Source organism: Hymenobacter ruber (assembly GCF_054783255.1).
On sequence record NZ_BAAGQX010000002.1, the window covers coordinates 391,371 to 417,151 of the forward strand.

The window sequence follows — 25,781 nt, forward strand, 5'->3', positions numbered from 1 at the left end:
GACTCTACGCAAAAACAGAAGGCCCGGCAGTATTTGCCGGGCCTTTTTATCAGCAGCGGGATTAACCAAAGACGCCGCCAGGCTCCTAATCTTGCTGCGAGGGCAGTTGCTCGGTGGCCGGCACGGCCGAGCGGCGCGCCAGCTTGTAGGTCACGGCCAGCACGAGGTTGTTTTTGGCCGAGTTTATCTGCGGAATGAACTGGCCCGCCCTGTAGGCCGGCAGGTTGTAGTTGGCTTGGTTCACGAAGCCCAATTGCAGGATGAGGCGCGCCGTGGGCTGGTAGCCCAGGCCGCCGTACACGCGGTTGCGCTCAAACACCGGCCCTTTCGGATTGAGAAAAATCTCGTCGTAAGCCGACAGAAACCACGTGCCCGCCGCAATGGTCGGCTTATTCAGAGGGTAGAACGCGTTGAGCCGGTAGCGCAGCCGCTGCCGAAACGCGCTGCTGTCGTTGCGAAAGTCCAGCCAGCGCTGCTCGATGCGGTAGCGGTGTTCCAGCTTCAGGCGCTTGGTTATTTGTGTGAGCGTGAGCTGTTCCCACAGGCGCTTTTCCACGTTCAAGGGGCCGGCGCTCAGGTCCTGATAGTCGGCCGTGACGTAGCGGCCACCGCCCACCAGCACCGAGAAGTTGGGGTCGATATCGTAGCTCACGCCCGCTTTCAGCTCGTGGTAGAAATACTGGCTGAACAGGCCGTTGGTGCGGGCCTGGGCCTCCGCGTAGCCGCCCAGCTTGTGTTCGGCCGTGCCCGGAAGTATCAGCGTGCCGATAAACCAGGTGCCCCAGGGCTGGGTGGGGTTGGCCTGGGCCCGGGCCGCCAGCGGGCCCGCCAGCAGCAGCGGCAGCAAGCCGGCAAAAACGTGTTTATTCATGCAGAATCCCCGGCCCGGAATTATCGCCGCCGCCTCGGATGGGTAAAGATATCAGCCGGGTAGCCGGCCGGGAGGCAAGCCGTTTTAATTACCCGGCGCTCCCGTCCAGCTGCCCAACCGCGAAGTAGCGCCGCCGCCACGCCACCACCAGCCCCGCCGCCCCCGGTAGCATGCACACGCCCAGCCACAGCAGCATATTATAGCCATCGGTAAAAGCCCGGTAGCCGGCCGTGAAGATGAACAGCCCCGCCCCCACCACTTCCCACAGCCGGCTCTCGAACAGTGGCGACGTGGTTTCGGGCACAGCCGGCAGGTTCAGGACCACGCGCAGGCGGTTCCAGTCCCAGGCCAACAGCAGCAGGCCCGCCAGCAGCATAAGCCCGGTGATGATGGGCGTGCCCCGAAAGTCGTAGGACACGGTGATGACGAAAATATTGGCCATGATGCTCATGTAGGCCAGTGCCCCCAGCAGGGCAAAGCGCTGCGTGAGCAGCAGCAGCCCCGCCAGCAGCTGCGCCCAGCCAATAAACTGCCAGTACAGCCCCGATTGGTACATCATCTCGAAAAAGTGGCCGACGCTGTGCGCCTCCGCCGTATCCGAAATCTGGGTGAAGCGGTGCCCCTTGATTTTAATCAGACTGGCAAACACGAACGCGCCGCCCACCAGGTACCGGGTGTAGATAACGGCTAGCTGCAGCAGCAGCGAGTGTTTCAGGGTTTGGCGGGTCATGGCCACGGGCAACTTATTTCTGTCCCAGCCCCTGGGCCGCCGCGCCGCCAAAGGTGACCGTGGCACTGTCCGAAAACTGGTAGCGCAGCTGTGGAATCCGCGTTTTCAGGGCCAGCCGGCTTTGGTGATTGATGGCCAAATCGGCCGCCTGGATGTTGTTGTTACCGGCTACTTCCAGGGTCGACGCACTGCCCGCCGCCCCGGCCACCGCGCGGAGCTGGCGCAGGTTATTGCTTTCCAGCGTCACGGTGCCGGCCCAGCGCTGGTTCACGCGCAGGCTGTCCTGGTTGAAATTGCGTACCACCACCTCCCCGCCGGGGCTGTTTTGGTGGTCTTTGCGCTGGGCCGCCGGGTACGGCGCGTCCGTGGTCAGCTGTTGCAGCTGCGGGCAGTGAATAATCACATGCGGCTGGCCGCCCAGGAAATGCTCTTCCTTAGGGTCGGTGAGCGTCACGGCCAGCGTGCGGCCGTGCTGGCGGATGCGCACGTATTCGGTGGCCTCCTTATTCACCCACACGCCGGCCGGGCCGGCTTCAACTTTCACCCGGAAGTACAGGCCCGCCGGCACCTCCACAGCATCGAAGCCGGTGCTGGCTTGCTGGGTGAAGTTGTGCAGCGGGTCTTTGTAGTGGCCGGTGCGGTACTCCGCGCGCAGGGCGGCATCGTAGGTAGCCAGGGAGCCGAGCACCAGGGCCACGGCAGCCACTAAAAGCTTATTGCTGGTTTTCATCAGGAAGGGACGGTGATGGGTTGGGACTGGGCACTTTTGAATTCCTCGTAGCGGCGCTGTACCTCGGGCAGGCCGATGCCGAGCAGCAGCATGGTGCCGAAAACTTCCGGCAATTCCTGGTTCAGAAACCGTTCGCGGCGGGCGGCCTGCACCTGCTGCACCGCGGCCGGGGCCACAAAAAAGCCGATGCCGCGCTTGTTGTACAGCACCTCCTGGCTTTGCAGCAGCTCGTAGGTGCGCATCACCGTGTTGGGGTTCACCTGCAAGTCGCCGGCAAGCTCGCGCACCGACGGAATCTTGCTATCCGGCGGCCACTTGCCGCGCAGTATCAGTTCGCTCACGTACCCGGCTATCTGCAGGTAAATGGCCTCGTTGTCTTTGAATTCCATGATTCTCCTCCCTTAAATCTGCTTCTCCGCTACCCGCAGGTAGGCCGCGGCCCAGGCCAGCAGCATCACGCCCACCGGCACCAGCAGAAACCAGCTGTTCTGCGTCGGCTCCAGGTTCACCGAATACCACTCCTGCCCATCCCGAAAGCCCATGCCCGCGAAGGGCAGCACCCCGTCCAGTTTGCGCCCGGCCAGGCCTTGCACCACCTGCATGTTGGCCAGCGACACCAGCACCCCGCCCAGCAGCAGGCTGAATGCCGTGCGGACAAACTGCTGCTTCTGGAAGAAAATGCTTCCCCACAAAAACACCGCATTCACCACCGCGTAGCCCACCAGCGACCAGTACAGCTTGCTCTCGTTCGAAAACAGCCGCACCATCTCCGGCGTTCTGCCGTGCCAGTCCTCCAGGTTCACCACCAGCGCATCAAGCAGGTAGAAGCAGCCCACGTACACCGCAATGAACAGCGGCACCGAATAGAGCCAGCCCACCAGGAACTTCTCCCAGTGCGAGGCCGGCAGCATCAGCGCCGCCGTGGCCTGCTTCCGGCTGCCGTAAAGCGAGAAAACCGTGCTGGAGAAAATGGACCCGGCCGCCAGCAGCCCCATCACAAAAATGACGCCCTGCATATCCGGACTCACCGGCTGGCTCGACGAAACGGCCACGAACCCCAGCACCAGCCCAATGCCGCCCAGCAGCACCCCCGTGGCCAGCAGATAGCCGCCCGCCTGCTCCGTGGTGTGCTTACTAAACAAGCGCCCGAAGCGCGAAAAACTAAAGAGCTGGCTCATGAATGGGTTGCTTTTGAGATAAGTAAGAAGCCAGCGCCGGGGCCTCGCCCACCAGCGCATTAAATAGTATTTCCAAATCGATGCGGCCCGGCACCCCGCCGTGGTTGGGCCGAATGACCTGCGCCCCCCGCACCGATTCTTCGGCGTAGAGGTCGGCACCGCTCGTCTCCCGCACCGTGGCAAACGTCAGCCGCTCGGCCAGTTCACCGAGGTCGGTATTGAGCACGATGCGCTGGCCGTGCAGCACCACCACCGTATCAATCAGGCTCTCCAAATCGCGCACTTGGTGGGTCGAGATTATCAGGCAGCGCTCCTCGGTGAGGGCCGAAGCCACAATTTTGCGGAACTGCGCCTTGCTCGGAATGTCCAGCCCGTTGGTGGGCTCGTCCATCACCAGCAGGCTGGTGTTGGCGGCCAGCGCAAAGGCAATCATAAACTTCTTCTGCTGCCCGAAGCTCAGCGCCGTGAGCGCCGCCTGGGCCGGCACTTCAAACTCGCTGAGGTAGTGCGCCAGCGCCTCGTGGTCGAATTTGGGGTAGAAACCGGCCGTTTGCTCCACGAATTTGGCGGCCGTCACGGTCGGCACATAAATTTCCTCGGGCAGAAAAAACAGGTCGGCCAGCACGGCCGGCAGCCGCCGCGCCGCCGGCTGCCCCAGCACCTCGCAGGTGCCGCCGTCCGGAAACACCAGCCCCACCATGTTCTTGAGCAGCGTGGACTTGCCCGCGCCGTTCTTGCCCAGCAGGCCGTAAATGTGCCCGCGCTCCAGCGTCAGGTCGAGGTGTTGGAAGAGCGGGTGTTTGCGGGAGTACCCAAAGCGGAGGTTGCGGATGCGGACCATTGGCGTGCTTGTCTAGTGTATTATTGTTCTAGTACACTGCAAACATAAAGTGCGAAAACTCAATCCAGCAAATTTTATTTTCGACCCAATAAAAAAAGCCCATTCCTGTTAAGGAATCGGCTTTTTTTATCGAAAAATGTTGCTCAACTAAAAGTTGGCCAGGATATTATTGCGCCGCTCATCATACTGCGCTTCCGTAATGATGCCTTTTTGCAGCAGGCTTTTCAGGTGCCGCAGTTCAACCAGCGTGTGGTTGGGCGTGGAAGTGCCGGCGGGGGTTGCCGCCGCCTCGGCGGCCGGGGCCATGCTCTGGGCGCATTGGCTACAGGTATCGCCGAGCACCAGATGGCCGTGTTGGCAATACTTTTTTTCCATGATTTATAGCTATATGGCTGAACTTTAAATATCCAACCGTTACCCTAATAGATGCAAAGGCCAAAAAATTCTTTTTCTTCGAATATCCTTGCTAACTTTATTGCTGTGCCGCGCCTCCCCCTACCCATTCAGGCTGCCCTGCGCGAGGCCGTTGCGGCCCGCTTCGGCCAGCCGTTGCGCTACCCCAGCCACTGCGATGCCCTTGAGCTGGAGCTGCAGCAAAACGCTGCTACTGCTGGCCGCCGCCTGAGCCCCAGCACCCTGCGGCGGTTCTTCGGGCTGGTCGACAAGGAGGGCGGCTACCACCTGCACACCCTCGACACCCTGGCGCGCTACGCGGGCCACGCCGACTTTGCCGCCTTTGGCCAATCGGTGTCGGGGCTGGCGATGCAGGAAACCACCGCCCCAAACGCGGCCACCGACATTCCGGAGCTGCTGGCCATGGAGCAGTTGGCTTACCCCGAACGCCTGCTGCTGGGCTATTTCCTGGGGCGCATCACGCGGCCGTCGCAGCCCGGGGGCGCGGCCGCTCCGCTCGCGCTGCAACTGGCCACGCACCCGGCGGGCCAGGAATTCTACGTGGAATCGTTCGTGGACCTGGCCCACCTCACCGGCGCGTTTGGCGAAGTGCTGACCACGTATCTGCAACACAAGCACACGCCCGAGGCCCAGCTATTTGGCAATGCAGCGCTGTTTCTGGCCGAATTTCTGGCCGAGGACGAGCCGGCCTGGCGCCGGCGGCTGGCCGTGGTGCGGGCCCTGCCCACGACGCCCGAAGTGCACGCCTTCCCCCAGGGCCGGCGGGCATTTGCCGAAATAGTGACGGCCTGGTACGACGCCCCCGACCACGTGGTGCCGGCTGACCTACTAGCTAACATCCGGCAGGAGGCCGCCACAGTGCCGCGCACGCAGGTGCCTCAGGCACCGCTGCCGGCCTTCTACAACTTATTTCCGGCCGGCTACCACTTTTTTGTGGCCGAGGGGCTATTCCTCACGGGACAGTTTCCGGCGCTGCTTGACTGGATGAGCTTTACCAACAGCGAGTTCCCCGAACTGGCCCGGCTGGAAACCAACGTGTTCGACCAGCTCATGCGCGCCTTCCAGGCCGTGGCCGAGTTGCGCACCGGGCTCATCAGCGCCCGGGCCCCGCACTTGCATACGCTTTTCAACCTGGAAACCAATAGCTGGCTGCTCGACTATTTCCAGGTGCACATTTGGCTGGTCGAGTTGCACTTCGCCGTCGGCACCGATGCGGCCGAAGAAACCCGGCTGCGCAGCCACATCAGGGAATTTGCCGCACTGTACGGCATGCCGTTTTTTGAACGGATAGCTGAGGGGATAGTTTGAAGTAGCCCAACTGACGCGAATTTGGCGCAAAAAAAGCCGCTGTTTAGGCGGCTTCTTTTAAAGGGTGAACTACTCCTAAGTCTGCTACGTGGTCGACCAGTTCCTCTTCCAAGTCGTAGTCATTCTGTAAGCCCAACCAAAACGTAGGAGAGTTGCCGAAGTAGCCCCCGGCCGCAGAGCCATACCGGCCGAGATGCGGTGCTTGCCTTTCAGAATAGCCGCCACGCGGGTTTGGGGAATGCGCAGGTCCTGCGCCAAGCGGGAGGCCGTGATGTTGAATTCACTTAAGAAATTCCTCCTGTAGGATTTCGCCGGGGTGGATGCTGAGAAGACGTTCGACACCGATTTATTGATAATCAACACTTTCAACTTCGGTGGCTTGGCCGGTGCTCTGTTAGCGCTTTATAAGCCGGCCAGCCGTTATGGTTGAACCAGCACCCGGCTAACCGCTGGCTGTGCTTCCGGCAACAACAGCTGGCACTGGTACCAACCCGGAATTGAGGGCGCCGGAAAAGTCATTTCCTCGCTGCCCAGGTGCTGAAGATGCTGTCGGTATACCTCCCGTCCCAGCGCATCGCGCAGGACCAAGGCCGTGGGGTGTTGGCCGACATTCCACCGCACATGAACGGGTTGGGTTGGTTCGACCGGGCAGGGCCACGTGGCTACCCGGCTTGGGGTAGCTGCCGCAACCGCTGTGACCACATTGGTGGCCAGCCGGGCCACGTATGGCTGCTCGGCGGGTGGGTTGGGGTGCAGGAGCGTGCTCTGGCCGAAGGTGGCATCGCCCAAAGCGTATCCTACCGTGTAGAGAACACCCGCAGGGTCGGCCGCGAGGGCATTCATCACGAGCCGGTTGGAGCTGCTGGCTTGCTGCATCCACTGCCAGTTGCCGGCAGCATCCAGGCCAGCAACGTACTGGTCAAAAGGCCCAACCGCTGTTCTGGACAACGTGCCGAGGCCGAGCGTACCCGAAAAATTGCCCATGATGAACACCTTCTGACCGGTGGCGTCGAGGGCAATGCCTTTGCTGAACACACTATTCCCACTTGTGCTAGCCATTGGATTGGCCCATAGCCAGTTGCCCGCCGCATCCAGCTTCGCAACGTAGCCCCGTGCGCTGCCCGTGAGCGTGGTGCTGCCAAACGTAGCCGGCCCCGAATACCAACCGGTCAGGTAGACGTTGCCGGCACCATCGACGGCTAGCGCGCGGCACTCATCGGTGCCGTTGCCGCCCGCCTGCCGGGCCCACAACCACGCGCCGGCCGCGCTCAGCTTAGCCACAAAAATATCATTGGACGTGCCCGTTGCCGTGAGCGTGGTGCTGCCAAAGGAGGCCGGCCCCGTGAAGCTACCCGTCAGGTAGAGGGCCCCGGCCGCGTCCAGGCCCAGCGACCAGCCGTAACTATTGGCGGCCGTGGTGGCGGGGTTGCCCGCCGCGCAGCGGCTCCATTGCCAGGTTCCGGTGGCGGCATCGAGCGCGGCCACGAAAATGTCGGCAAAGCCCAGCGTGGCCTGCACCGCAGGGGTGTTGCCAAACGTGGCCTGGTCGCGAATCTGGCCGGCCACGAACACCAGGCCGCTTGCGTTCACGGCAATGGCGCGGCCCACATCGAGGCTGTAGCCGCCGCCGCCCGCCGCCCACAGCCACGCGCCCCCCGGGCTGAGTTTGGCGACGAACACATCGTTGCTGCTGTTACTCGCTTGGAGGGTGGTCGGGCCAAAGGTCAGCGGCCCATCGAAATTGCCGGTTACGTAAACATTGCCGGCGGCATCCAGCGCCAGGGCTTGCCCCGCCCCGCGCCCCCAGCTGCTCACAGTGGTTACCCACTGGTAGGTGCCGCTGGCATTTAGTTTGGCCACGTAGGGCTGGTTGGTTTGAGCGGGACTTGTCAGGGTGAAGGAGCCAAATTGGGCCGTTCCCTGAAACGAGCCCGTCACGTACGAATTGCCATTGGCATCGGCAACCACGCCAAAGCTTTGGGTTTGTGTGGCCGGGGTGCCGCCAATGCGCCGGGCCCAGTCCCAGGATTGCGTGTTTTGGCCTACCGCGTGCCCCGCGCTGGCCACCAGAAAAATCAGAGCCAGCCAACTGCCGGCCAGCCATCGGTGCCTGCCCGGTGTGGGTAAAGAATGTATCATCATGGAAAAGGAAAGCGGTTCGCAATAAGCAAGGTACAACGCCCTGTCATTGCGAACCGCTTGCTTCTCACCAGGAGGCCTGTGGCAAGTTAGAAACTATGTTTCTCTAAAGTCATAGAAGGCGCGGCGGGTTGATGGCCTACGATATTCCTAAAATCTTAATTTATCGCCTTTTTTTAGCGTGAACAAAATCAGCTACCAGCTTTTCACGAGTTGCAAATGAAATGCACTGACTCGTTGTCACAGTGGTATACCTGGCGTACATCCCTTTGTATAAGCTATACGAAAGGTCATTGGCAGGATAGTAGTAACTGCTGTCCTTATCGTTATAGCCTAAATCAGCGTTATCATCCAGCACATTCCGTGCTTGTACGTTTTTGATTTTCGTCCCAAACACAATAACATTTTCTTTCGGCATAAATGCTCTAGCACAGTTGCTATTATCTTGTAGGATAAGAACTGTATCGACCTTCACTTCCCCTTTTTCTACACTCGTAACTTTCAAAAGGATGTCGAAGCCTAAATACTTGGCATTGGGGTGCCTTTTCTGAGGATTGATACTTTTTATTGGCTGACCCACCAAGACTAAGTCTGATTCATTATACAGTTCTTCCAACTGGGCATTCGTCTCAAACCATTTACAGTTACAGGCAAATGAAACAAGTATACCGAACACTAACAGGAGTTTACTTGCCGCTGTAGATTTCATAGGAATTTCGTTTTAGTCATCCCTCACACCTGAATCACCCCCACGTTGTAAGCCTTATCAATCGGCGCGTGGTTGGCGGCGGCAATGCCTTCGGAAATAACTTTCCGCGTTTCCAGCGGGTCAATCACGGCATCGACCCAGAGGCGGGCTGCGGCATAATAGGGCGATAGTTGCTCTTCGTAACGGGCCTTGATGCGGTCGAGCAGCTCCTTTTCGGCTTCGGGGGTGATGACTTCCCCTTTGGCTTTGAGGGAGGCCACCTGAATTTGCAGGAGGGTGTTAGCGGCGGCCGCGCCGCTCATTACGGCCAGTTGGGCGGTGGGCCAGGCCACGATGAGGCGCGGGTCGTAGGCCTTGCCGCACATGGCGTAGTTGCCGGCCCCGTAGCTGTTGCCCACTATGACCGTGAACTTGGGCACCACCGAGTTGCTCATGGCATTCACCATCTTGGCGCCGTCCTTGATGATGCCGCCCTGCTCCGATTGGCTGCCCACCATGAAGCCCGACACGTCGTGCAGAAACACCAGCGGGATGCGCTTCTGGTTGCAATTCATGATGAAGCGCGCCGCCTTGTCGGCCGAGTCGGAGTAGATGACGCCGCCCATCTGCATGCCGGTTTTCTTGCTCTTCACGATTTTGCGCTGGTTGGCCACAATGCCCACGGCCCAGCCATCGATGCGCGCCAAGCCGCAGATGAGCGTCTGGCCATACAGGTCTTTGTAGGGTTCAAACTCCGAGTTGTCGACCAGCCGGTTGATGATGTCCATCATATCATAGGGCTTCACGCGGTCCGAGGGCAGCAGGCCGTAGATTTCCTGCTCATCCTGCGCCGGTTTGGCCGGCGTGCTGCGGCTGAAACCGGCCGACGCCTGCCCGCCCATCTTATCGAAGATGTTGCGAATGTGGGTCAGGCATTCCTCATCGGTGTCGAACTTGTAGTCCGTCACGCCCGAGATTTCGGAGTGCATGCTCGCGCCGCCCAGCGCCTCGTTATCAATGGTTTCGCCAATGGCGGATTTCACCAGGTACGAGCCGGCCAGAAACACCGAGCCCGTGCCGTTCACAATCATGGCTTCGTCGGACATAATGGGTAGGTAGGCCCCACCGGCCACGCAGGGGCCCATAATGGCCGAAATTTGCACGATGCCCATGCTGCTCATCACCGCGTTGTTACGGAAGATGCGGCCGAAATGCTCCTTATCGGGGAAAATCTCGTCCTGCATGGGCAGGTACACCCCGGCCGAATCGACGAGGTAAATAATCGGCAGCTTGTTTTCGATGCTGATTTCCTGGGCGCGCAGGTTCTTTTTGGCGGTGATGGGGAACCACGCGCCGGCTTTCACGGTGGCATCGTTGGCCACTACCACACACTGCCGCCCCGCCACGTAGCCGATGACTACGACCACACCGCCGCCGGGGCAGCCGCCTTCTTCCTTGTACATCCCTTCGCCGGCAAAAGCGCCGATTTCCACCTGCGCTGCGCCCTTATCCAACAGGTAATCAATTCGCTCGCGGGCGGTAAGCTTGCCTTTGGCTTTGTGGGCCGCGATGCGCTTTTCGCCGCCGCCGAGGGCTACTTTTTGAAACTTCTGGCTGAGGTTGAAGCTGAGTTGCTTGACTTGGTCTTCGTTGCGGTTGAACTCGACGTTCATAAGGAAAGCGGGTGGGAATTTGGTGGGATGGGCACAAAAAAATCCGCCCGGGGGCGGATTTCAAAGGTACGGCGGGTTTGAATGTTGGGCCGGTTATCAACTAACAGCTTTGTTACTTCAGCGACGAGGTTTCCACTTTCTTCACTTCCGTTTTAATGCTGCCGTCGGCCTCCTTCTTGGTTTCTACCTTGCTCTTATCCTTGCCACCGCCGAACACCGAGAAGTGCACGTAGCGCTTGGGGTTGGCCTTGAGGTCGGTGAGCAATTCGTTGGAGCTGGCCGTGGTGGCGGCCAGGTTGTTGTAGAGCGTGGAGTCGTGCAACAGCTTGCCCATCGAGCCTTTCTGGTCGCTGAGAGCAGTATTTAGGCTTTGCACCGTGGTTTGAGCATCGGCCAGGGTCGAATTGAGGCGGCGCAGGGCGGGGCCTACGGGCGCGGCCTTCAGCGAGTCGGAGAGCTGTGAGAAATTCACCGCAATCTTATCGAGCTTGCCGGTGGTCTTGTTCAGGGCGGTGCTCATCTGGGCCAGGTTGCGGGTGATGAGCGCCACGTTGGCCTGGTTGGCAATGATGAGCTTTTGCAGGGCCTCGGTGCTGGCGCGCGCGCCTTGCAACGTGCCCTGGATATTGGTCTGGGCATCCTTGTTCAGAAAGCCATTGATGTGGGCCAGTGTGGCGCCCACGGTATCGAGCACAGGCAGGGCCTTGGCCTGAAAGGCATCGGCAATGCTGGAAGGCGTGACGGTCCGGATTTCTTCGCCGCCGGTGTAGTTCTTCGAGTTTTTGCCGAGGGTGAGGGTAATGGCTTTCGAGCCCAGCAGCGAGCCGCCCAGGCTGGCCGTGGTGGAGTCGCCCACCACCACGCCCTTGTCCAGCTCCAGCGCCACGCGCACCGAGTTGCCTTTGTCGGGCTGCAGCTCCATGCTTTTCACCTGGCCTACCTTAATGCCGTTGAGGGCCACCATCGCGCCCACGTTCAGGCCATCAACGCGGGGATAAGTAGCGTAATAGGTATGGTCGGAGGAAAGCACGTTGCTGCCACGCAGGAAATTATAGCCGATAACAAGAGCGGCAATGGCGACGATGGCGAGAAGCGCCACTTTTATTTCTTTAGACACAGGGGTAATAATTGGATGAGAACGGAAGGGAGGCGAAAGCGAACTGCGGATACTTACGACGGAAATGCGACGGCTGGTCGCTGGGTGGGCAGCTCAACGCCCGGGTGCCCCGCTTGCCTACCCGCCCTCCAGCTCGCGTTTGTATTCGCGGAAGGCGCGGTAGATGCCTGCGGCCATATACGATTGATTGGCTTTATCGTTGAGGTAACGCTCTTCGGCCGGATTAGTTAGAAAGCCCGATTCGATGAGCACCGAGGGCATGGTGGATTTCCAGAGCACCAGAAAGCCGGCCTGCTTCACGCCGCGGCTGGGGCGGCTCACGCTGGTGCGCAGCTGCCGGTCTACGCGCTGGGCAAAGCGCAGGCTGTTGGTGATGTAAGCCGACTGGAACAGTGAGAATAGAATATGCGACTGCGGCGAGCGGGGGTCGAAACCGTCGTAACGGGTTTTGTAGTCCTTTTCCTGCAGAATTACCGAGTTTTCGCGCTGGGCCACGCCCAGATTGGCGGTGCTTTTGTGCAGGCCCATGGTCCACACTTCGGTGCCGTGGCTCTGGCTGGGGCCGGCATTGCAGTGGATGGAAATGAACAGGTCGGCGTGGTTGCGGTTGGCAATGGCAGCGCGCTCATCGAGCTCGATAAACACGTTGGTTTTGCGCGTGTAAATCACCTTCACGTCAGGCATATTTTCCTCAATCTGCTTGCCCAGGGCCAGGATGAGGCTCAGGGCCACATCGGCTTCGCGGGCGCTGGCTCCGGCGCAGCCCCGGTCTTTGCCGCCGTGGCCGGCATCGAGCACCACCGTGCGCAGGCGGTAGCGGTAGGGCGCATTAACATTAATAGGAGCGGCTGAGAGCGCTGAATCGGGGGCGATGCGGGCGGAGTCGGCCGGGGTTTGGGCCTCCGCTTTCCACTCGCCGCTGCCGGCGCCCAGCAATAGCAAAGCGGCACTGGCCAGGATGACAATAATCCGCACGTTGTTCGTTGAAGGGGCGGTAGCGACCTGCTACCTTTGTAGAAGCCCCAAAAGTAAACGATTTAACTGCTACTATACTTTGCCTGTTTGGTTTGGCCTTCGTTCCGAAGCTGATTTCCGGCCCGCGCCGCGCCGCCGCACCGGCTTTTTATGGGCCTACCCTGCCCTGTCCGGCCTCCTTTTTTTACTGCTGACGGGCCTGCCCGGCACCGCCTGGGGCCAGACCGGCACGCCCGCCCAGCCCAAGCCCAAAACCGCGCACAAGGCGAAAGTACAGGCCCGTAAGGCGCGGGTGAAGGCCATTTTGGCCGCGCCCACCAGCCAGGGCGACACTACCACCGTGGCCCGCCCCAAAGCCATTCCGGCGGCCAAGCCCGGCCAGCGCGCCGGCTCGGCCCCTACCCCGCCGGTGCGTAATATATCCGTAGACCCGCGCGACCCCGTGGGGCCGCCCCCGCCCGGCGTGCGCAACACCGGCCAGGCCCGCATTCCCGGCGCATCGCGCAAGCCCGTGCCCGATACGCTGGCCCGCCCCAGCGGCCTCAACTCGCCCACCGACACCAGCGGGCTGGTGAACGGCGTGCGCCGCACCAACGACTCGCTGAAAGTAGCGGCCCGGCCCAAGGGTCAGATTGAAACGACCATTAATTACAAAGCGCAGGACTCCATTCAGTTCGATGTGACGCAAAAGGTGGCGCGGCTGTACAATAAGTCGAGCGTGACGTATGGCGACACCGACCTGAAGGCCTACCTCATCACCATCAACTACGGCACTAATACAATGCAGGCCGACGGCCGGCTCGACTCGCTGAAGCACAAGCTGGAAGGCCGGCCCGTGCTCAAGGACAAGGGCGGCCTGTACACGGCCGGCAGCATTGCCTACAATTTCAAGAGCAAAAAGGCCAAGGTGACCGAGGCCGTGACCACCCAGGGCGAAGGCTACGTGAGTGCTTCCACCATCAAGCGCATGCCCAACGGCGACATCAACGGCCTGCTGGGGCGCTACACCACCTGCAACCTGGAGCACCCGCACTTCTACATTCAGGCCAAGAAGATGAAGGTGATTCCGGGCGAGAAAGTGGTGACCGGGCCGTTCAACCTCGTCATTGGCGACATTCCCACGCCGCTGGGCTTCCTGTTTGGCTTCTTCCCGACGCCAAATAAGAGCCGGGGCTCGGGCGTGCTCATTCCCACCTTCGGGCAGGCCGCCGACCGGGGCTACTACCTCACCAACGGCGGCTACTACTTCGCCCCAAACGACTACATCGGCATTCGCCTCACCGGCGACATCTACGCCGGCAACGCCCAGACCTGGGGCGGCTTCGGAGCTACTGCCGATTTTTCGTACCTGAAACGCTACACCTACCAGGGCAATTTCAACTTCCGCTTCTCGAACCGGCCGCTCAACCCCATCCTGGCCACCGACGCCCTCACGACCACGCCGGTCTACATCAAGCCGCCGTCGTCCAACTCGTTTTGGGTGACCTGGAACCACACGCCGGTGCCCAAGCCCGGCGGCGGCCGCTTCACGGCCAGCGTGAACGCCGGCACCAGCAGCTTCAACAAGGTGAACAGCCTGGATGCCCGCCGCTACCTGTCCACGCAGTTCAGTTCCAGCGTCGGCTACTCGAAGCAGATTCGGAACTCGCCCTGGAACTACGACATCAAAGTGAGCCAGAGCCAGGGCACCGACGGCAAAATGACTTTCGTGCTGCCCGACGTCAGCGTGGGCCTGGCGCGCCAGTACCCCTACCAGTGGTTCGGCATTCAGCCGGGCGCGGGCGGCAAGCTGGGCGCCAGCACCTACGAGCAGTTCACCTTCAGCTACAACCTCACGGCCCGCAACGAGCTGAGCAACGTACTCCCGGCCCGCAGCCTGAGCAACGGCCTGCCGCTGCTGGGCGGCACCAGCACGGAAACCAATATCCCGATAAGTTTCGCCAACATCGGCCGGCTGCTGGCCAACTCCCGCAACGGCATTCAGCACCAGTTTGGCATCGGGCTGGGGTCTTACTCGCTGGGGCCGCACCTCAAGCTGAGCCCGTCGGTGTCGTACAGCGAAGTATGGTTTACCCAGAAGCTCAACTACAGCTATAGCCCCGTGGCCCAGGCCGTGCGCATCGACACCACGCACGGCTTCAACCGCGTCTACGGCTATTCGGCGGCCCTGAGCCTGAACACCACGTTCTACGGCACCATCGTGCGCAAAGGCACGCATAAAATTCAGGCCATTCGGCACAAAGCCACGCCCAGCCTGAACTACGCCTACGCCCCGCCTCTGGACAAGAACACCGACGTGTATCCATTGGGTGCCAATGTATTGAATGGCTACACCAACCAGTTCGGCCAGACCTTATACGCCAATAACCCCACCGACGCGGCGTTCCTTAATAGTTACGCTTTCAACAACTACAGCAACTTCCTGTACTCGGTGCCGGGCGGCTCGCGGCAGAGTCAGGTTTCCTTCAGCCTGCAAAACTCGGTGGAGATGAAGGTGCGCGACTCCAAAGACACCACCGGCCTTAACCCCTTCAAGAAAGTGAGCCTAATTGACGGGCTTGATTTCAACATCGGCTACAATTTCGCCGCCCTGCCCGGCGTCCAGAAACTCACGCCGCTGAACGTGATTTTCCGTACCCAGGTCGCCAAGAAGCTTAGCCTCAACAGCGGGGCCAGCTTCGAGGCGTACCAGCGCGACAGCCAGGGCCGGCCCCTCGACAAATTCCTCTTTGAGGCCAACCCACGCAAGCTGCTGCGCCTGGCCACAGCCACTTTTCAGACCAACTATACATTCAACCCCGCCAGCGGCAAGAAGAAAAGCGCGGTGCCCCGCGCCGTGGCCCCGGCCAACAATCCTAGCCTGGGCGCGGTGGGTCCCAATTACTACGCCGACTACGTCGATTTCGATATTCCGTGGGAGCTCAATGTATCGTACTCGGCTGGCTACTCCACCAGCACCGTGCCCCTCACGTCGGCTAGCACACGCCCGCCCCTGCTGGCCCTCAACACCATTCGGGCCGACGGTTCCATCAAGCTCACCGAAAACCTGCGCTTCACCACCGGCTTCGGGTATGATTTTACCAGCGCGGCCGTAACGTTTCCCACCGTGTCGTTCTTCCGCGACCTGCACTGCTGGCAGATTAACGGCACCTGGATTCCCTTCGGCCAGCTCAAAGGCTACAACTTCACCATCGCAGCCAAGAGCAGCCTGCTCCAGGACCTCAAGCTGAATCGCAACCGCTACGCGCAGTACCAGTAGGCCCGAGCCAGTTGACGCATTTCCTTTTCAGCCCCTGCGCTTCGGCCAGGGGCTTTTTGCTGGGCGCCCGGCGCGGGCTAACGAAATTGTTGCCAGCTTTGCCCCGCCAAACGGCCTTTTATCTCGCAAACCTGCCTGCCCGCCATGTCTCAGCACAAGGAAGTCAAACTCATCACCACCCACCAGATGCTCGCCATGAAGGAGCGGGGGGAAAAAATATCCATGCTCACGGCCTACGACTACTCGATGGCCCAGATTCTCGACGGCGCGGGCGTCGACGTGCTGCTCGTGGGCGACTCGGCCTCCAACGTCATGGCCGGCCACGAAACCACCCTGCCCATCACCCTCGACCAGATGATATACCACGCCCAGAGCGTGGTGCGCGCCGTGAAGCGGGCCTTCGTGGTGGTCGATATGCCCTTCGGCTCCTACCAGGGCAACTCCTCCGAAGCGCTGCGCTCGGCCATTCGCATCATGAAGGAATCGGGGGGCCACGGCATCAAGCTCGAAGGCGGGGCCGAGATTAAGGACAGCATCACGCGCATTCTCACGGCCGGCATCCCGGTCATGGGTCACCTCGGCCTCACGCCGCAGTCCATCTACAAGTTCGGCACCTACAGCGTGCGTGCCAAGGAAGAAGCCGAAGCCCAGAAGCTGCTCGAAGATGCCCGCCTGCTCCAGGAAATCGGCTGCTTTGGGTTGGTGCTGGAAAAAATTCCTGCCGCCCTGGCCAAGCAAGTGGCCGAAGAGCTCACCATTCCCGTCATTGGCATCGGGGCCGGCCCCGATGTGGACGGCCAGGTGCTGGTGGTGCACGACCTGCTGGGCATTACCAAGGAGTTCAAGCCCCGTTTTCTGCGCCGCTACGCCGAGCTGCACGATGTGATGACCGAAGCCGTGCAGCACTACGTGGCCGACGTGAAAAGCCGCGAGTTCCCAAGCAAGGAGGAGGGATATTAATTACCGATTATCATCCTGAATGCAATGAAGGACCTTCTCACGCCCGAACAAATCGTTCAGCCGTGATAGGGTCCTTCATTGCATTCAGGATGACAGTCATTACCCGCGTACTCCCGCCCAGGTTCGTATCTTCGTTGCACTAAAAGCAAGAGCGGAGCGCCCGGTGAGTGTGGTCTGATGACGTGCGGAAGCCCCCGAGGGGTCCTGGCCCGCTCCTGCTGACACTCAACATCCCGCCCGTTCCCGCCGCGTGAATCGTCCCAACCTCTGGTCCGAAGGCAGAGAAATTCTGTTCGAAGACAACCATCTTCTCGTCATCAACAAGCCCGCCGGCATCCTCGTGCAGGGCGATGCCACCGGCGACGAGCCCCTCTCTAAAAAAGCCGCCGAGTACCTGCGCTTCAAGTACAAGAAGCCCGGCGAGGCCTTCGTAGGCGTGTGCCACCGCATCGACCGGCCGGTATCAGGCATCGTCATTCTGGCCAAAACCAGCAAGGCGCTGAGCCGCCTGAACGAGATGTTTCGGGACGACAAGATTCACAAAACCTACTGGGCCCTCACCGGCCGGCCGCCCGTGCCCGAAAGCGGCACCCTGGTGCACTGGCTGGTGAAGGACACCGTGCGCAACGTCACCAAAGCCTATCCCGAAAAGCACAGCCAGGGCCTGCGCTCCGAGCTGAGCTACGAGCTGCTGGGCCCGGCCGGCAACCGTTACCTGCTGCAAGTGAACCCCGTGACCGGCCGCCCGCACCAGATTAGGACCCAGCTGGCCACCGGCCTCGGCACCCCCATCATTGGCGACGTGAAATACGGTTTCATTGCTCCCCTGCCCGACGTGAGCATTGCCCTGCACGCCCGCCAGCTGCAGTTGCAGCACCCCGTCACGAAAGAGCTGATGACCTTTGTGGCTCCCCTGCCCGATGCCCCGCACTGGGACGCCGCCCGCGAGTTTTATAAGTAGCCCATTGTCATTCTATGCATTCTGCGATTAAAGCAGAGACGAAGAATGACAGTTGCACACTCGCTGGGATACGTGCAAGATTTTGGCCTTTCCGAACCGAAAATCCTGCTGCCTCCACCCCGGCCGTAATTTTGTATCGTTGCTGCTGAACCTAAGCCAAGCCCTTTTGCTTGTGCGGTCAGCGCCCCTATTTTCAGCTTTTTATGGCTATTCTGATTTTTTTCGTTGCCCATTATTATTTGTCACTGTTCACGCAGACGTTCTACCTGCACCGTTACGCGGCGCATAAGATGTTTACCATGAACAAGTTCTGGGAGAAGTTCTTCTTCCTGTTCACTTACCTCTGCCAGGGTAGCAGCTTCCTCTCGCCCCGGGCCTACGCGCTGCTGCACCGCATGCACCACGCCTACTCCGACACCGAACTGGACCCACACTCGCCCCACTTCTCGAACAACGCGTTTGATATGATGTGGAAGACCAAGGTGATTTACAACGACGTGGTAAACCACAACCACGCCGGGGCTGAGCGTTTCGAAGGCGACATTCCGGAGTGGAACTGGCTCGATAAATTTGGCGGCACCGTGTACTCGCGCCTCGGCTGGGGCACGGCTTATGTACTGTTCTATATCAACTTCGCCACGGCTTGGTGGCAGTACCTGCTGCTCCCCATCCACTTCCTGATGGGCCCCATCCACGGTGCCATCGTGAACTGGGGCGGCCACAAATACGGCTACCAGAACTTCGACAACCGCGACAAATCGCGCAACACGCTAGCGCTGGACTTCCTGGCTTTTGGCGAACTATTCCAGAACAACCACCACAAGCTGCCCATGCGCGTCAACTTCGGCGTGAAGTGGTGGGAGTTCGACCCCACCTACGTCGCCATCTGGGGCCTCGATAAAGTGGGCATCATCAAGGTGAAGCGCAAAAACATGAACCTTAGCGCCATTTCCAAGCTGGCCAATAAGCCCAAACGCGAAGCGGTGGCCGCGTAGCGGAATTGCCAAAGCGGAAAATCAAATTGGGGGGAAAGAAGATTTGTCGTTCATTTACGGCTTCATCTTCTTTCCCCCCTTTCTTTTTTATGAAAAAATTGGTTCTCTTTCCAGCGGTTATCCTTCTTGCCGCACTTTCCTCCGCATTTCGCCCGGCTCCTCCCGCCGATGGCACGGCAACTGTCTGCATCTACCGGGGCGGCCAGTTCATGGGAGCCTTGGCTAACTACGCCGTCTACATCAATGGCGAAAAAATCTGCAAACTGAGCAACGAGCGGTACATTGAGTACCAGGCAAAGCCCGGCACACTGAGCATTATGGCCAAAAACGGTGGGGTTGAAGTATTCAAAAAGGAAACCGGTCTGGAACTGACCGTTGAGGCTGGGCACAAATACTACGTGCGCGGCGACATCAAAACCAGCATCACCCGGGCACGCATGGAGCTGTCGGAAGTAACCGAAAACACCGCCAAGCGCGACATGGCCAAGCTTACGCCCGACAACTGCCAGCAGACCACCAGCAAATAGCGGCCGATGTTGCACCGCGTTTTTTCGCACTTGCGTTAGCTAATGCCCTGAACAAACGCTACCTTTGCACTCCCAATTTCGGGAAACCCTCACCCGACGGACGAGTTCCGTCACACAACCCCACCGGTTTATGGCAGTTAAAATCCGCCTCGCCCGCCGTGGCCGCAAAAAGGCCGCGACTTACGACATCGTAGTAGCTGACGCCCGCGCCCCCCGCGATGGCCGTTTCATCGAGAAAATCGGCACCTACAACCCCCAAACCAACCCCGCTACCATCAACTACGACGCCGACCGCGCGTTCTACTGGATGATGACCGGCGCTCAGCCCACCGACACCGTTCGGGCCATGCTCAGCTACCGCGGCGTGCTCTACCGTCGTCACCTGCAGCTGGGTGTTGACAAGGGTGCCATCACCCAGGAAGTTGCTGACCAGCGTTTCAGCGCCTGGAAAGAGGAGAAAGACGCCAAAATCGAAGGCAAGCGCACTGGCCTCGTTGATGCCAAGGCTACCGCCAAGAAAGCTGCTTTCGATGCCGAAACCAAGGTAAAAGAGGCTCGCGCCGAAGCTCAGCGTCAGAAAGCCGCTGCGCTGCTGGCTGCTAACGCCCCCGCTCCGGCTGCTGACGAGGCTACCGAGGCTCCGGCCGAAGAAGCTACCGAAGCTGCTGCCGAGTAGTTTTTAGGTACCTGAAAACCGAAAGCGTTTGGGAGTTGTGAGCCGGACCGGCTGGCAACCCCCAAACGCTTTTTCGTTATCCCCCTTCCCTGTCATGACGCTCGACGAAACCTATCAGCTCGGCTACCTCATCAAAACCCACGGCCTGCGCGGCCACCTGGTAGCGCACTTCGACGTGGACGATGTTTCGGCCTACACCAAGCTCAAAACGGTGTACCTCACCCTGGCCGGTGCCCCCACCAAGCTGGTGGAGCACCAAATCGAAAAAGTGCAGCCCCAGTCCGGCAACAAAGTACTCATCAAGCTGCGCGGTATCGACCGCATTGAAGAAGCCGAGCCCCTGCGCGGCTCCCAGCTGCACCTCCCCCTGGCCGCCCTGCCCGAGCTGGAAGAAGACCAGTTCTACTTCCACGACGTCATCGGCTTCACGGTGGTTGATTCAACCCTGGGCACGCTGGGTACTGTGGAGAATTTCTACGAGCTGCCCCAGCAGGACATGCTGGCCATGCGCTATCAGGGCCAGGAAGTGCTGATTCCGGTAGTGGATGAGCTAATCAGCCACGCCGACCATGCCAAAAAGGAGATTTACGTGAACCTGCCCGACGGCCTGCTCGACGTGTACCTCAAGCCCAGCACCCGCCAGCAGGACGAAGCGGAGTAGCGCGGACTTTGTAGTCCGCGAGTGACTGAACGCCGAATAAATTGACCGATTCGAGGACTACAAAGTCCACGCTACCCTCATCATGAGAATCGACATCCTTACCTGCCTGCCGGAATTGCTGGTCAGTCCCTTCGCCCATTCCATCGTGAAGCGGGCGCAGGACAAGGGCCTGGCCGAAATTCATGTGCACCAGCTGCGCGACAAAGCCATCAACAAACACGGTCAGATTGATGATTTCGTGTTTGGCGGGGGCGCGGGCATGGTGCTACGCGTCGAGCCCATCGCCGCGTGGATGGACGAGCTGATGGCCCAGCGTACCTACGACGCCATCATCTACCTCACGCCCGATGGCGAAACCCTGCGCCAGCCGCTGGCCAACCGCCTCTCGCTGATGCAGAACATCATCATGCTCTGTGGCCACTATAAAGGCATCGACGAGCGCATCCGCCAGACGTACATCACCCATGAAATTAGCGTGGGCGACTACGTGCTGAGCGGCGGCGAGCTCGGCGCGGCCATTCTGGTCGATACCGTGGTACGGTTGCTGCCGGGCGTGCTGGGCAACGAAGAATCGGCCCTTTCCGATTCTTTTCAGGACGACTTGCTGGCCCCGCCTATCTATACCCGGCCGGCGGAGTGGCGCGGGCAGGCCGTACCGGAAATCCTGCTTTCGGGCAATACTCCCAAAATTGAGGAGTGGCGGCACGACCAGGCCCTGGCCCGTACCCAGCAGCGCCGGCCCGATTTGTTGTCGTAGAACATGCTTTAGCTTGTTCCTTCCACGAATTAACAGCAAATCAGGGAACAAGCTAAAGCATGTTCTACAAACCCCTTGCTATCATCACCGGAAAGCGCTATCTTTGCGCTCCGTTTCGATAAAATACTAATTCCCGACGGCGGCGCCGTCTTTCGCAATTTTCTCAGCCATGAGCGTACTACTTGACTTTATCCAGGCCGAATCGCAGGAGCGCCGCGCCAGCTTCCCCCAGTTCGCCGCCGGCGACACGATTAACGTGCACGTGAAAATCCGCGAGGGTGCCAAGGAGCGCATTCAGCAGTTCCAGGGCGTTGTGCTTCAGCGTCGTAACCCCAGCTCCAACGGCGAAACCTTCACCGTTCGCAAGATTTCGAACCAAATCGGCACTGAGCGTATCTTCCCCCTGCTGTCGCCTAACATCGAGAAAATCGAGGTTGTGCGTCGCGGTAAAGTACGTCGCGCCCGTCTGTTCTACCTGCGTGGCCTCTCGGGCAAGCAGGCTCGTATCAAAGAGCGTCGCTTGAACGTAATTGCCAAGGCTCCCGTAGCTTAAAGCATTGCCACAACCTTCGGGTTGTTAATAATAAAAAGCCGGCCCCACGCGTGGGGCCGGCTTTTTTGGGTTTGAATAGCGCCTGTTGACGCTAAACGGATACGCTAGTCGTGCGACGACATATCCTGCGGCACCGTGCCATCGGGCGTAGCCGAGCCGCCTTTCAGCTGCGAAGCCACGGCCGACAGCGTTTCGCCGAGCTTGGCTACGCGCGGGGCAGTGTTGCCTTCTGCAAAATTGGCGGCCTGGGTGGTGTTGGTGCCCAGCCGGGCCAGCAATGGGGCAATCACACTAACGTCGAGCGAGCCACTGCCAAAGTGCGCCTTCAGGGCCTGCAGGTCGACTACCAACTGGTGAAAGGCGGGGTTGTTGGCAGCTTTCAAATCTTCAATCCAGCGCTGAAGCTGATTGTCCAGGCCGGCACGGTCGGTAACTTCGGAGAGGTCGCCGGCGAGGAGGTGGATGGCGCTATCGAGGTGTACCTGGTTTTGAACTTCGGTCTTTTCCATGGGTGGGTTGTCTTGGGTTGAATTAATAGGGCAGTTGCTACTGCCTTTATTGCCAACGCAGTTGAGCCGACAGGGTTGGCTGATGGGCAAACAAAAAGCCCTGCCGATGAGGGCAGGGCTTTTTGTTGATTAGCATATTGGTCAGGCGACGCCAGCCGACACATTACTCAATTTTATTCAGGCGGTCCTTCACGGCTTCGAGGGCCACGCGCATGTTCACAATGTCGCCACGGGCAGCTTCCTGCTCTTTCAGGTTGGTGTCGATGAGGTTGTTGAACTGCTGAAGCTCGGCGGCGTTGGCAGCCAGCATCTGCTGGATTTCAATTTTGCGGGCCTTGTTCTTCTCGATGTCCTTCTTGATGGTGTTGGCTTTCTCGATAACGGCCATGTGGTTGTTTTGCGAGGCAACCAGGGCGCGCTCGGCTTCCGAAATCTGCGACACCAGGTCTTCGCGGTACATCATGCGGGCGAAGTCCTTCAGGTACTTCTCGGCCGATTTCCACTGCACGGGGGTCGATTCTTTGCCGAGGTAGGCGTTGCCGAGGTCAATGCTCCACCACACGGTGGTGCCGGTGGGCGTAGCGTCAACCTTGCTGATAACGCGAATCGGGTTGGGTGCAATTTCTTCGACAATCACACCGTCGAGCGTAATCACGCCTTTGTTGTTCTTCAGCTTGCTGCCGAATTTATCGCCTAACTGCTTGAGCCAGGCGGCTTCCACGCGGCGGTTATCGAGCTGCATGCTCACCTGCTGGCCTTTGCGGGGGATGCTGTTGATTGATTTATCGGCTTCATCAACAGGGGATTTCTGGGCATAGCTACCCAGCGTGGCCAGGCATATCAGGATTAGAACTAGTACGCTTCGTTTCATGGGAATAAAAACTTATGAAAGCATTAAAAATGGTCGGTCAGAAAGCCGTTGCTAGGGGTACCGTTGTCCGGCTTTTCAAATTTAGGACCTTTATTCTATGCAACTTCTGATGGACCCTACTTTTTTCAGAATAATGCCGTTTTTGTTGATTTATTCATATCAGGGCCACATTAAATTCTACAAAAGTTTATTATTGCCACCCGCCGACCTCAGAATACTACCAGTGCGGGGCCGGGCAACGCAACAAAGTATCGCAATCTGAGGTTCTAGCCGCCTATGCTGATAACCGTTTGCCGCACCGAGCATTTCAACGCTGCCCACCGCTTGCATAATCCTGCCTGGGACGATGCCCACAACCAGCGGGTGTTTGGCAAGTGCAACAACCCGCATTTTCACGGCCACAACTACAACCTGACCGTGCGGCTGACCGGCGAAATCGACCCGGAAACCGGCTACGTGTATGACCTGAAGCGGCTGAGCGACCTCATCAAGCACGAGGTGCTTAACCGCTACGACCACCGCAACCTGAACCTGGATACGGAAGAGTTCCGGCATCTGAACCCCACGGCCGAAAACATCGCCGTGGTAATTTGGCAGCGCCTGCGCCCGCATCTGGACGCGGCCCTGGCCCTATCGGTCACGCTCTACGAGACGGACCGTAACTTTGTGGAATATCATGGATAACCTTTCCGGACCGGTTCCGGCCACCGACGCCCATTTGCCTGCGGGCCTGCGCACTCCTCTTCGCGATGATGCCTTCGTGCGCTCTGATGAGGACAAGATTACGGCCATCAGCGGCCATTTTGAGGCCATTATGCGTGAACTGGGCCTCGACCTGACCGACGACAGCCTGGCCGGCACGCCGCGCCGTGTGGCCAAAATGTACGTGCAGGAATGGTTCAAGGGCCTTGACCCGAAGAACCGGCCGGATGTGCGCATGTTTGACAACCGCTACGACTATCACCAGCTGCTGGTGGAGCGCGACATCACGTTGTTTTCGTGCTGCGAGCACCATTTTGTGCCCATTATTGGGAAGGCGCACGTGGCGTATTTGCCGGGTAGCCACGTGGTGGGGCTGAGCAAGCTCAACCGCGTGGTGCAGTACTACGCCCGCCGGCCGCAGGTGCAGGAGCGCCTGACGCGCCAGATTGCCGAGGAGCTGAAGCAGAGCCTGGGCACCGACGACGTGGCCGTGCTCATTGAAGCCGACCACCTGTGCGTGATGAGCCGGGGCGTGAACGACACCAGCAGCTCGACGCTGACCAGCGAATATGGCGGGCGTTTTGCTCAGGACGAAGCACTGCGGCGGGAGTTTCTGCGGCAGATTGGAAAATAGATTAGATGGGTTTGATAGGCTGCTATTCGGGCTAAGTGGCCGGGGTGGCGGCGGTGAAGAAGGGCGGTTTTACTTTTGTTTGAAATAGCTAGCCATGACCGATACTTCCGCTCGCAAAGTCCTCATTACCGGCGGCACCGGCCTCATTGGCACGCGCCTGGCCGAAATGCTGATTGACAGCGGCTACGAGGTGGCCTTGCTGAGCCGCGAGCCGGCCAAGAGCAGCCACTTCCGCAGCTTCCGGTGGGACCCGCAGGCAGGCACGATTGACGAGGCGGCCATTCCGTATGCCGACTACATCGTGAGCCTGGCCGGGGCCAGCGTGGCCGATGGCAAGTGGACCGACGAGCGCAAGCGCGAGATTATGGCCAGCCGGCTGGGCGGCCTGGCCCTGCTGGCCCGCGAGCTGGCCAAGCCCGGCCACCACGTGCAAGCCGTGATTTCGGCCTCGGCGGTGGGGATTTACGGGGATGCGGGCGACAAGCTGGTGACCGAGGAAACACCCCCGGCGCTGCCCACCAACGACTTTCTGGCCGATGTCTCGAACCAATGGGAGCTGGCGGCGGCGCCCATTGCGGCGCTGGGTATTCGGACAGTGATTCCGCGCATTGGCGTGGTATTGAGCACGGAAGGCGGGGCCTTACCCCAGATTGCCCGGCCGGTGAAGCTGGGCGCGGGCGCGGCGCTGGGCAGCGGCAAGCAATACATGTCCTGGATTCACCTCGACGACTTGTGCCGCCTGTTCATCGCCATGCTGGAAGACCCTGCCTGGCACGGCACCTACAATGCGGTGGCCCCCTACCCTGCCACCAACCAGGCCTTCACCGAAGTGCTGGCCGAGGTGCTACACCGGCCGCTGATTCTGCCCAAGGTGCCGGCTTTCGGTCTGAAGCTGGCCATGGGCGAGATGAGTGAAATCGTGCTGGCCTCGCAGAACGTGAGCGCCCAGAAGGTGCTGGCGCAGGGCTTCACCTACGAGTATCCGGAGCTGCGCGGGGCGCTGGAGGCGCTGTACGGGGCGGAGTAGGGCTGTTGCCAGCCGATGGCTCCGG

The 25,781-nt window shown here is 59.9% G+C and carries 27 protein-coding genes; 13 read left to right on the top strand and 14 right to left on the bottom strand.

Annotated features, from left to right (window positions below):
* Positions 1–85: 85 nt before the first annotated feature.
* The 7 genes from ACYVM5_RS02280 to ACYVM5_RS02310 form a co-directional block, all read right to left on the bottom strand.
* A complete protein-coding gene (locus tag ACYVM5_RS02280) occupies positions 86–871 on the bottom strand; it encodes a DUF2490 domain-containing protein (protein WP_460616562.1) in 786 nt (261 codons plus the stop codon).
* Positions 872–959: 88 nt separating this feature from the next.
* Entirely contained in the window at positions 960–1,601 is a 642-nt protein-coding gene (locus ACYVM5_RS02285; RefSeq protein ID WP_460616563.1) for a hypothetical protein, read from the bottom strand.
* A 13-nt stretch (positions 1,602–1,614) separates the two neighbouring features.
* Positions 1,615–2,331, bottom strand: a complete 717-nt coding sequence (locus tag ACYVM5_RS02290) for a hypothetical protein (RefSeq protein WP_460616564.1) — start codon at positions 2,329–2,331, stop codon at positions 1,615–1,617.
* Complete coding sequence (locus tag ACYVM5_RS02295) at positions 2,331–2,720, bottom strand: GntR family transcriptional regulator (RefSeq protein ID WP_460616565.1); 390 nt, start codon at positions 2,718–2,720, stop codon at positions 2,331–2,333. The genes ACYVM5_RS02290 and ACYVM5_RS02295 overlap by 1 nt, the downstream gene beginning before the upstream one ends.
* Before the next feature lie 12 nt (positions 2,721–2,732).
* Positions 2,733–3,509: a hypothetical protein gene (locus ACYVM5_RS02300; RefSeq protein ID WP_460616566.1), complete on the bottom strand. Its 777-nt coding sequence runs from the start codon at positions 3,507–3,509 to the stop codon at positions 2,733–2,735.
* A complete protein-coding gene (locus tag ACYVM5_RS02305) occupies positions 3,493–4,350 on the bottom strand; it encodes an ABC transporter ATP-binding protein (protein WP_460616567.1) in 858 nt (285 codons plus the stop codon). Before ACYVM5_RS02305 ends, ACYVM5_RS02300 begins: the two co-directional genes overlap by 17 nt.
* Positions 4,351–4,497: 147 nt before the next feature.
* Positions 4,498–4,725 carry an SHOCT domain-containing protein gene (locus ACYVM5_RS02310; protein ID WP_460616568.1) on the bottom strand — a complete coding sequence of 76 codons (228 nt, stop codon included), beginning with the start codon at positions 4,723–4,725 and terminating at the stop codon, positions 4,498–4,500.
* Positions 4,726–4,830: 105 nt separating this feature from the next.
* Between ACYVM5_RS02310 and ACYVM5_RS02315 the strand changes: the two genes are divergently transcribed.
* Positions 4,831–6,072 (top strand): hypothetical protein, encoded by a 1,242-nt coding sequence (locus ACYVM5_RS02315; protein WP_460616569.1) that lies wholly within the window; start codon positions 4,831–4,833, stop codon positions 6,070–6,072.
* Positions 6,073–6,492: 420 nt separating this feature from the next.
* Here ACYVM5_RS02315 and ACYVM5_RS02320 read toward each other — a convergent pair whose 3' ends face one another.
* The 5 genes from ACYVM5_RS02320 to ACYVM5_RS02340 form a co-directional block, all read right to left on the bottom strand.
* Positions 6,493–8,211 (bottom strand): SBBP repeat-containing protein, encoded by a 1,719-nt coding sequence (locus tag ACYVM5_RS02320; protein WP_460616570.1) that lies wholly within the window; start codon positions 8,209–8,211, stop codon positions 6,493–6,495.
* Between the two features lie 163 nt (positions 8,212–8,374).
* Positions 8,375–8,920, bottom strand: coding sequence for a hypothetical protein (locus ACYVM5_RS02325; protein ID WP_460616571.1), 546 nt, complete (start codon positions 8,918–8,920; stop codon positions 8,375–8,377).
* Positions 8,921–8,943: 23 nt separating this feature from the next.
* Entirely contained in the window at positions 8,944–10,572 is a 1,629-nt protein-coding gene (locus tag ACYVM5_RS02330) for an acyl-CoA carboxylase subunit beta (protein WP_460616572.1), read from the bottom strand.
* A 112-nt stretch (positions 10,573–10,684) separates the two neighbouring features.
* The gene (locus tag ACYVM5_RS02335) at positions 10,685–11,689 is read right to left on the bottom strand and encodes an MlaD family protein (protein ID WP_460616573.1); all 1,005 of its coding nucleotides are present in this window, start codon (positions 11,687–11,689) and stop codon (positions 10,685–10,687) included.
* A gap of 117 nt (positions 11,690–11,806) precedes the next feature.
* On the bottom strand, positions 11,807–12,562 hold the full coding sequence (locus tag ACYVM5_RS02340; protein WP_460617435.1) for an N-acetylmuramoyl-L-alanine amidase family protein: 756 nt from the start codon (positions 12,560–12,562) through the stop codon (positions 11,807–11,809).
* Between the two features lie 181 nt (positions 12,563–12,743).
* Here ACYVM5_RS02340 and ACYVM5_RS02345 point away from each other — a divergent pair, with 181 nt between their 5' ends.
* The 9 genes from ACYVM5_RS02345 (at position 12,744) to rplS (ending at position 22,013) form a co-directional block, all read left to right on the top strand.
* Positions 12,744–15,923, top strand: a complete 3,180-nt coding sequence (locus ACYVM5_RS02345; protein ID WP_460616574.1) for an LPS-assembly protein LptD — start codon at positions 12,744–12,746, stop codon at positions 15,921–15,923.
* A gap of 144 nt (positions 15,924–16,067) precedes the next feature.
* On the top strand, positions 16,068–16,883 hold the full coding sequence (gene panB, locus ACYVM5_RS02350) for a 3-methyl-2-oxobutanoate hydroxymethyltransferase (RefSeq protein WP_198067763.1): 816 nt from the start codon (positions 16,068–16,070) through the stop codon (positions 16,881–16,883).
* 250 nt (positions 16,884–17,133) lie between these two features.
* Positions 17,134–17,844, top strand: a complete 711-nt coding sequence (locus ACYVM5_RS02355; RefSeq protein WP_460616575.1) for an RluA family pseudouridine synthase — start codon at positions 17,134–17,136, stop codon at positions 17,842–17,844.
* Positions 17,845–18,047: 203 nt separating this feature from the next.
* On the top strand, positions 18,048–18,839 hold the full coding sequence (locus ACYVM5_RS02360; RefSeq protein WP_460616576.1) for an acyl-CoA desaturase: 792 nt from the start codon (positions 18,048–18,050) through the stop codon (positions 18,837–18,839).
* A gap of 89 nt (positions 18,840–18,928) precedes the next feature.
* A complete protein-coding gene (locus tag ACYVM5_RS02365) occupies positions 18,929–19,366 on the top strand; it encodes a DUF2846 domain-containing protein (protein ID WP_460616577.1) in 438 nt (145 codons plus the stop codon).
* A gap of 130 nt (positions 19,367–19,496) precedes the next feature.
* Positions 19,497–20,042 carry a 30S ribosomal protein S16 gene (locus ACYVM5_RS02370; protein ID WP_198067759.1) on the top strand — a complete coding sequence of 182 codons (546 nt, stop codon included), beginning with the start codon at positions 19,497–19,499 and terminating at the stop codon, positions 20,040–20,042.
* 94 nt (positions 20,043–20,136) lie between these two features.
* Entirely contained in the window at positions 20,137–20,703 is a 567-nt protein-coding gene (rimM, locus tag ACYVM5_RS02375) for a ribosome maturation factor RimM (RefSeq protein ID WP_460616578.1), read from the top strand.
* Between the two features lie 82 nt (positions 20,704–20,785).
* Positions 20,786–21,460, top strand: coding sequence for a tRNA (guanine(37)-N(1))-methyltransferase (gene trmD / locus ACYVM5_RS02380; protein WP_460616579.1), 675 nt, complete (start codon positions 20,786–20,788; stop codon positions 21,458–21,460).
* A 169-nt stretch (positions 21,461–21,629) separates the two neighbouring features.
* Positions 21,630–22,013: a 50S ribosomal protein L19 gene (gene rplS, locus ACYVM5_RS02385; protein WP_460616580.1), complete on the top strand. Its 384-nt coding sequence runs from the start codon at positions 21,630–21,632 to the stop codon at positions 22,011–22,013.
* 104 nt (positions 22,014–22,117) lie between these two features.
* On the opposite strand, the gene ACYVM5_RS02390 is transcribed toward rplS, so the two are convergent.
* The gene (locus tag ACYVM5_RS02390) at positions 22,118–22,522 is read right to left on the bottom strand and encodes a hypothetical protein (protein ID WP_460616581.1); all 405 of its coding nucleotides are present in this window, start codon (positions 22,520–22,522) and stop codon (positions 22,118–22,120) included.
* Positions 22,523–22,685: 163 nt separating this feature from the next.
* Positions 22,686–23,393 carry a hypothetical protein gene (locus ACYVM5_RS02395; RefSeq protein WP_460616582.1) on the bottom strand — a complete coding sequence of 236 codons (708 nt, stop codon included), beginning with the start codon at positions 23,391–23,393 and terminating at the stop codon, positions 22,686–22,688.
* A 276-nt stretch (positions 23,394–23,669) separates the two neighbouring features.
* On the opposite strand from ACYVM5_RS02395, the gene ACYVM5_RS02400 reads away from it, so the two are divergent.
* The 3 genes from ACYVM5_RS02400 to ACYVM5_RS02410 all read left to right on the top strand — a co-directional run bounded on the left by ACYVM5_RS02400 (position 23,670) and on the right by ACYVM5_RS02410 (position 25,756).
* A complete protein-coding gene (locus ACYVM5_RS02400) occupies positions 23,670–24,077 on the top strand; it encodes a 6-pyruvoyl trahydropterin synthase family protein (protein WP_460616583.1) in 408 nt (135 codons plus the stop codon).
* On the top strand, positions 24,070–24,729 hold the full coding sequence (folE, locus tag ACYVM5_RS02405; protein WP_460616584.1) for a GTP cyclohydrolase I: 660 nt from the start codon (positions 24,070–24,072) through the stop codon (positions 24,727–24,729). The genes ACYVM5_RS02400 and folE overlap by 8 nt, the downstream gene beginning before the upstream one ends.
* 94 nt (positions 24,730–24,823) lie before the next feature.
* The gene (locus ACYVM5_RS02410) at positions 24,824–25,756 is read left to right on the top strand and encodes an epimerase (protein ID WP_460616585.1); all 933 of its coding nucleotides are present in this window, start codon (positions 24,824–24,826) and stop codon (positions 25,754–25,756) included.
* Positions 25,757–25,781 lie beyond the last annotated feature (25 nt).

Coding starts and splice junctions, on each gene's coding strand:
- ACYVM5_RS02300 (WP_460616566.1), bottom strand. CDS start 3,509: ATGAGCCAGCTCTTTAGTTTTTCGCGCTTCGGGCGCTTGTTTAGTAAG.
- ACYVM5_RS02360 (WP_460616576.1), top strand. CDS start 18,048: ATGGCTATTCTGATTTTTTTCGTTGCCCATTATTATTTGTCACTGTTC.
- ACYVM5_RS02365 (WP_460616577.1), top strand. CDS start 18,929: ATGAAAAAATTGGTTCTCTTTCCAGCGGTTATCCTTCTTGCCGCACTT.
- ACYVM5_RS02290 (WP_460616564.1), bottom strand. CDS start 2,331: ATGAAAACCAGCAATAAGCTTTTAGTGGCTGCCGTGGCCCTGGTGCTC.
- panB (WP_198067763.1), top strand. CDS start 16,068: ATGTCTCAGCACAAGGAAGTCAAACTCATCACCACCCACCAGATGCTC.
- ACYVM5_RS02410 (WP_460616585.1), top strand. CDS start 24,824: ATGACCGATACTTCCGCTCGCAAAGTCCTCATTACCGGCGGCACCGGC.
- ACYVM5_RS02325 (WP_460616571.1), bottom strand. CDS start 8,920: ATGAAATCTACAGCGGCAAGTAAACTCCTGTTAGTGTTCGGTATACTT.
- ACYVM5_RS02330 (WP_460616572.1), bottom strand. CDS start 10,572: ATGAACGTCGAGTTCAACCGCAACGAAGACCAAGTCAAGCAACTCAGC.
- ACYVM5_RS02310 (WP_460616568.1), bottom strand. CDS start 4,725: ATGGAAAAAAAGTATTGCCAACACGGCCATCTGGTGCTCGGCGATACC.
- rplS (WP_460616580.1), top strand. CDS start 21,630: ATGAGCGTACTACTTGACTTTATCCAGGCCGAATCGCAGGAGCGCCGC.
- rimM (WP_460616578.1), top strand. CDS start 20,137: ATGACGCTCGACGAAACCTATCAGCTCGGCTACCTCATCAAAACCCAC.
- ACYVM5_RS02390 (WP_460616581.1), bottom strand. CDS start 22,522: ATGGAAAAGACCGAAGTTCAAAACCAGGTACACCTCGATAGCGCCATC.
- ACYVM5_RS02285 (WP_460616563.1), bottom strand. CDS start 1,601: ATGACCCGCCAAACCCTGAAACACTCGCTGCTGCTGCAGCTAGCCGTT.
- trmD (WP_460616579.1), top strand. CDS start 20,786: ATGAGAATCGACATCCTTACCTGCCTGCCGGAATTGCTGGTCAGTCCC.
- ACYVM5_RS02395 (WP_460616582.1), bottom strand. CDS start 23,393: ATGAAACGAAGCGTACTAGTTCTAATCCTGATATGCCTGGCCACGCTG.
- ACYVM5_RS02320 (WP_460616570.1), bottom strand. CDS start 8,211: ATGATACATTCTTTACCCACACCGGGCAGGCACCGATGGCTGGCCGGC.
- folE (WP_460616584.1), top strand. CDS start 24,070: ATGGATAACCTTTCCGGACCGGTTCCGGCCACCGACGCCCATTTGCCT.
- ACYVM5_RS02400 (WP_460616583.1), top strand. CDS start 23,670: ATGCTGATAACCGTTTGCCGCACCGAGCATTTCAACGCTGCCCACCGC.
- ACYVM5_RS02305 (WP_460616567.1), bottom strand. CDS start 4,350: ATGGTCCGCATCCGCAACCTCCGCTTTGGGTACTCCCGCAAACACCCG.
- ACYVM5_RS02370 (WP_198067759.1), top strand. CDS start 19,497: ATGGCAGTTAAAATCCGCCTCGCCCGCCGTGGCCGCAAAAAGGCCGCG.
- ACYVM5_RS02280 (WP_460616562.1), bottom strand. CDS start 871: ATGAATAAACACGTTTTTGCCGGCTTGCTGCCGCTGCTGCTGGCGGGC.
- ACYVM5_RS02295 (WP_460616565.1), bottom strand. CDS start 2,720: ATGGAATTCAAAGACAACGAGGCCATTTACCTGCAGATAGCCGGGTAC.